Origin of the sequence: Arenibacter certesii DSM 19833 (genome assembly GCF_000429545.1) — a bacterium.
GTDB lineage: Bacteria > Bacteroidota > Bacteroidia > Flavobacteriales > Flavobacteriaceae > Arenibacter > Arenibacter certesii.
This window is the reverse complement of sequence record NZ_AUCB01000068.1, coordinates 1-6,562: the sequence shown is the minus strand read 5'-3', so window position 1 is coordinate 6,562 and position 6,562 is coordinate 1. Positions and strand designations below refer to the sequence as shown.

General features: G+C 33.3%; 4 protein-coding genes. All 4 read right to left on the bottom strand.

Features of this window, described 5'->3' with window-relative positions; translation table 11 throughout:
- Positions 1-633: 633 nt before the first annotated feature.
- Entirely contained in the window at positions 634-3,282 is a 2,649-nt protein-coding gene (locus G466_RS0118660) for a carboxypeptidase-like regulatory domain-containing protein (protein WP_026814982.1), read from the bottom strand.
- Complete coding sequence (locus G466_RS0118655; protein ID WP_034236187.1) at positions 3,269-4,066, bottom strand: GLPGLI family protein; 798 nt, start codon at positions 4,064-4,066, stop codon at positions 3,269-3,271. Before G466_RS0118655 ends, G466_RS0118660 begins: the two co-directional genes overlap by 14 nt.
- Positions 4,067-5,148: 1,082 nt before the next feature.
- Positions 5,149-6,183, bottom strand: coding sequence for a site-specific integrase (locus G466_RS22710; protein ID WP_084418995.1), 1,035 nt, complete (start codon positions 6,181-6,183; stop codon positions 5,149-5,151).
- Between the two features lie 78 nt (positions 6,184-6,261).
- Positions 6,262-6,562, bottom strand: a 301-nt coding sequence (locus tag G466_RS23675; RefSeq protein ID WP_240488307.1) for a transposase, incomplete at its 5' end; no start/stop codon positions are given.

Here is a 6,562-nt window from a genome sequence, read left to right as displayed (position 1 = left end):
GCTGGAAAAAGCGGCATAGGGACTAGCGATCCGAAACTTCGATGGGAAAGGTATGCCAGAACCTCACTAAAACGACCAAAAAGCCCTCTTAAACCGGACGAAAATCCACTTCGAAAATAAACCATAAAAAAAATCCCGGAAACATCGATGTTCCAGGATTCGTTCTGTCCAGTTTTTAGTGAAAATCGGCCTACTCCCGAATATCCCTTTTAGGTGGTTTCATGTGATTTCTTATGATACCCCTTAAAACACAAAAAGCTGCTAATCAGTCGATTAACAGCTAAGTGCAACTATATAAAATAGTTAAGTCGGGGTGGCAGGACTAATTAAACAATCTCATTACCCTGTATATCAAACTTTTAAAACGCTATTAACTGTAGATGTTCACCTGATTGTACACTAAAGTTCAAAAGAACGATTTAAAAACAAATTTTGTTTGTCTTTGGTTTTGTAAAGATACAAATAGTATTAAAAACACCTTAATTATTGCTAATACATTTATCACTTCTAAAGCTCGCCTATAATCTATTAAAAAATTTCAACTTTTTCAAATATAAACTTCCTTAAGATTTTTTATATCTAATTAGTAAATTTAAAAACTTTGAAGATTAATAGAATATCTCGTTTATAAGTTCACAATGAAAATTTAAAGCTCATCAAGAGTTGAGAAGGCCTCAACGTATAGATATTTTCATTACTAAAAAACTGCCCATTATAAAGATTAATATAGTTTTTAGTATTAAGTATGTTGTTCCAAATTAGCTTAGCATCAAGATTATAATTCTTAAATGTAACTTGATAGCTCAAATTTAGAAAGTAATTGTTGCTGTTGCTTGTTCCAATATGATTATAGTAATGTTCAGCATCGATATTAAAAATTTCATGGTCATTTAAATAGAAGAATGCATTAATTGAATTCTCCCAATTTCTTATTTTATTAACCTGATTTTCAGAAGAGCTCAATTTTGAAATAGATAGGCTTGTGCTTCCACTAAAACTGAACCATTTTGTGATTTCTGATTTTAGATTTAACTCATATCGCTGATTCATATTTTTAAAAGAGCCAAACGTGTTATTAACTATTTGCGGACTTTCCGTAATGGAAAACCTACTTCCAACATTTAGTGTTGTCTTTATTTTACTAAAGTATTTACTGCCATAAAAATTAAGACTTTGAGTTGTTATCTGATTATCCATTTCAATACTCTCTATTATCAAGGAGCCATCATCTGCTACAGAAGTATTATAAAGTAAATTATTCTTGTTCTTGTTAAAACCTAATGATGCGGTAGCAAATATGGCATTCAAAGCATTTCTATATCTGATATTTAGAGAAGATGCATAATTGGTCTGTTCGCTCAGAGTAGAATTATAGCGCAACAAGGTCAAATAATTTTTCAGGATATAAGCATTAAACAAATTGTCAATATCGCCGAATCGATTCTTAATATTAGCTCCAATATGTGCTTCCCAATATGGAGAGAGCTTTTTTGTTATGGATACATCAGGCTCAAAATTCAATTTTCTAATGACCTCTTCCCCATTTGTTGTGTTGTTATCGGTTGTAAAATAACGCAAATATAAAGGAGATCTTAAAGCAATTTTCCATCCATCATGTTTAACACTTAAAAGATTGGTTAAAAACAGGTTGGAGTTTGTCAATTCTATATTGTTTTGATAATCTGCCCCGATTTGTGATGGATTTCCATCGATGGATTTGAATAAATCAGAGGTCAAGTTCTGATTTTTATAAGCAAAACCCACTTCGGGCGCAATAGAAAAAACACCCAATTTTTTTGTAAATCCCGCCGTATTCTCTGAAAAAAAAGTGGTTACGCCACTCTGTTGTTTATTGTTTTCATAAGGTTGTCCATCATTCAAGATGCTTTCAAATGTTCCTGGCGATATCATTAATTCCGAATCGGTTTTGGTATAACCAGTATTTGAACTGAACGTTATCAACTGATTACCAATCGGCTTGATGATTTTCAGGTCATTGGTTAATATCACATACGGATTTGAAAGTTCTTGAAGAATATCCGAACCATCATTGACGATAGTTCCTCTTTGGCTATCCCAAAATGTTTTAAATGAAAAGGCATTTCGCAAATAACTTTTGGAAAGGTTTTTTTCTAAAGTAAGCTCAGAGCTTAGAGAATTGGAAAAGATTATGTTTTCAGCATTTTCCTTGAGATTTATGGTATCATTTTTTGTAATATAGGTTGTGTTTCTTATGCCATTATCTTTTTGGACACCATTCAAATAAGATAGGTTTATTTTAAGGTCAGTGCCATTTTTCAAACGGTACAAATAATTGAAATTACCAAGGTGGTCATTGTTGTCCAACCATCGAGAGCTTGCAAATGGAGGGCGAGAAAGCTGTTGTAAAGACAACACACTTTTTTTAGAAGCATTAAAACCATCCATAACATTATTTGGGGTCGAAAAATCGTTGATACTCCGAGATAGATCATTCCCTGTGTTATTATATTGATAACTTATTAATGCCTGACTTTTTTTTGTGAATAATAACGGTGTAATATTCGTCTTAAATAAAACGGGACTAAATCCACCGCCAATTTCAGCAGAACCGGTTACAGAAATATTGTTTTTCAATTTAATATTCAAGGACGTTTTATCCGAAAAAATTAAACTATCCAACACCTTAATAGGCTGATGGTTTTCCAAAATCTGCACCCTGCTAACATCATCAGCTGATATATTATCATTAGCCAAATTATAACGACCTTCCAGCATATCCATACCTTCAATGTAGTATTTCTCGATAGGATTTCCCATATATAGTATCTGGCCGTTAGACAAAACCTCAATGCCAGGCATTTTTTTTAAAACATCTGCAATAGTTCTGTCTTTTTGGTCTTTAAATGCAGAAACGGAATAACTTAAAGTATCGCCCTTTTTTTCAATATTATAAGATGTTACGACAACTTCTTTTAGTTCTTCAATAGATTCCTCTAATGTTATGGATATATTTTGGGACGTGTTTGTTATCTTTTTATCAAACGTTTTATAGCCTAAGTGCAGCACATTAATAACCAGACTTAAAGCGTCGGTGCTAATAGCAACAGAAAAATGGCCATCAATATCTGCTGTGCCATAGCTCAAAATTGCATTTGAATGTTCGCTTTTGATGGTAATTACTGCGCCTGCCAATATATTTCCGGAAGTATCCTTAACAGTGCCCGTAATTCTATTTTGCGAAAAGCCTTTGAGACCAAGCATCAATAGAACCAGAAGCACGAAAAACTTAGTCTTTTTCAATAGGGTTGTTTTCCTTTTCCAACATCTCAGTAAAGGCTTTGATGTAAGCCTGATGTACTTCTGGAGTTATTTTTACATTTGGGTTATTTGCGTACGTAAAAGGGTCTTGTCTGTACCTATATTGAACTTCGAGAAGTTTTTCTTTGTTAGTTAAAACATATTGTTTCAGATTGATTTTAAAAGGAACTGGCGGCTCCAGTTTTTCAAATCCATAAAACGTAAAGCTATAGTGATTTTGAGTGTCCGAAATCTCAAGGATCAACCCAGGAAGGCCATTAAACTTAAAAGGACCATCTGAAATTGGTATGTCTGTTGTGAACCAAGCAATATAATCTCTACCAGAATATGTGGTGGTTGCTTTCTGAGCTGTGTATCCATTAATATCCTTAATTTCATCATGAATTTTCCAATCAAACAAACCTGAAGGCTGCTCATAATAAAAATAGTTATACACGATTTGTAAAGTATATGCCAAATAATTTTCCTTAGTATTTTTTAATATTACATATGGAAAAGCAGTTATACTTTCCTTAGAAGTAGAAGCTGTATTTCCTTTAACTACAACGCCATTTTTAAAAAGTTTGGCTCTACTTGAAAATGAAGATAACTTATCTCCCAAAAAGAGAACCATATATTCTGATTTTCTGTCACTCAATTTGGTTGAATCTAATGTGTAATGTAAATTATAAGTAACTTTATAATCAAAATCTGAAGAGATTTTTTTTTGAGAATATACAACACTACATAATGAGATAAATAGAATACAAGCTATTTTATTAAACATAATAGGATGTTTTAGCGATCAGATGAGAGGTAAATTAACAAATGACCTATTGAATTAGCTAATGTAACTATTTAATTAGTTTAAACTAAATTTTTAGTTATATTTTAAAAGAAGATTTTCTTCATTTATCTTTGGTTCATGGATAAGATTATTGAAGAAAAGATTATTTATTTTCACTTTTTTATGGAAAGACTTTTCTACACTCAGGATGATTTGTAGAAGAAAATATTTTTTTAGAAATTTTCGATAAACCTTTCCAAACCTGTATCTTTTTTAATTTTTGTATCAATAAAATAATATCCTATTTAAATCCCTAAAATCTAAGTTCTTTTTCTTTTCAAGGGAATTGGTAATGTTTAAAAAAATTACGATTTGGCACTATTTGGTAACTATAAAATAAATGTAGAATATCGTCAAAAAACTGCTTTTTAGCTTGAGACGGGAATTGTCGAAACCGAAATGTAATTAAGTATGGGAATAGCAAGAGGGTAACACGCTACGCGATGTTACGTATTCCCATTTCGCATCAATTAACTGATTGTTAGTTAGTTAAAAATATATCAATTTCCCCATTTTCATTAATTTGCGACAAACCGCCTCAAACCGCCCATAAACAGGGAAGAATTTGCGACAATTGAAGAATTATCGAGTCTTTATTAAGAAGTTTAACAATGTCCAACAGTGTTTAAGAATTTCAGAAAATTATTCAATTGACATATTGTAGAAACGTCCATAATGCTCTTTTTTTTCTTTTCAATAGCAATTATCACTATATGGATAAAAGTCAGGTGTAAAGTTTTCAGAAAGCCAAGAATGATTTTAAAGTGAAATTTTTCTTATTAGGTGTTTTTGATTTCACGTATGAACTCCAAATTTAAAAAAATATTGAAAGAAATTTTTGAAAAACATAAAGTCCGCCAGAAGCCCTTTTGACCAAAGCCGTTTAATTTGAGATTGACAACTTAGCATTACAGGTCTTTAAAATTAAAATTGTGATTTTAAAATTTAGTTTTAGCTGAAATTTCCTTTCAATACACTCCCGTAGCCTTGTGAGGAGCGCATTGAAAGGAAATTCATTAAGCTTAAAAAATTGTTTGTTTGGTTTGGGCCTTTGGTTCCAGCTTTTTCGTTTCAAACCTTATCAGCAGATTGTCTATGTCTTCACTTATCTTTGACTCTACCACCCTTGCATAAATCTGTGTTGTTGAAAGCTTGTTATGCCCCAAGAGCTTTGATACGGTCTCAATTGGCACGCCATTGGACAGCATGACGGTGGTTGCAAAAGTATGTCTGGCAACATGGAATGTGATATTCTTATGGATACCGCAGTCCAGTGCTATTTCCTTTAAGTATTTATTGGTTTTCTGGTTTGAGCTGAGCGGTAGGATGATTCTATTGTTAGTTTTTTCGGCTTCATCCCTATATTTTTCTATAATTGCCAATGCCTTGGGCAAAATGGGAATTTTGACCGTTTCATTTGTTTTTTCACGTTTGGTAAAGATCCAATAGTTGTTGTCGATGCCCCGAGCAATATGGTTCAGGGTCAGTTCCCTGACATCTACATATGAAAGTCCCGTATAACAGGAGAATATAAAATAGTCCTTAACTCTTTCCAACCGTTCATTAGTGTAATGCGTATTCTCAATCAGTTCGAGTTCGCGCTCTGGAAGGAACTGTCTGTCAAATTTATCGAACTTAAGCTGAAATTGGTTGAACGGATTTTTTGGAATCCATTCCAACTTAACGGCAAGGTTGACCATTTTTTTAAAGCGTTCCATATGTTTCATAACGCCGTTGTTGGACAATACCAATTCTTTTTTTGGATTTCTGTAGGCTCTCAGGAACTGCTCAAAATCACAGATGAATCGATAGTTCAATTGTTTCAGATAGATATCGTCAACTTTTAAGTGCTTACGTAAAAACTTCAAGAGATACTTTTCCGTAGTGTAATAGTTTTTCATGGTGCCATATTTCAGAACACTGACCATATTAGTATTGTGGTAAGTGATGAGTTCTGCAAGTGTCTTAAGGTTCTCGTCCAGACCCAAATAACGCGCTTTCATGGCGTTGGCGGTAACGATCTTTCCTTCTTCCAGTAATTGCTTATGGCAGTCCAATAAGTGGCTGTATACCTGGTCTAAATAGGTGTTGAGGACTTTTGTTGGATCAAGTCAAAAAGTTGTGGGATTAAGGATTTAAGCAAAAATAGTTGTCAGCCTATATAAGAAGAATTCTACGTTCCTGACACCCCTGAACTGTGCCCTAAATGCTTTTATCTTGGCATTGAATGATTCTGCCGAGGCGTTGGTGCTTCTGTTGTCAAAGTAGTTCAGGATATTTTGATAATGGATCGACATTGTCCTGGATATGGTGCTGAAGCTTTTGAAGCTGGCCTGCCTCACTTTTTCGTCCCATTTCGCTAATCTTATGAGCGCCGAGGTTTTGTCCTTTGTATTGTTGAATATCCAAGATAGATTCTGGCATAAATTATATGCT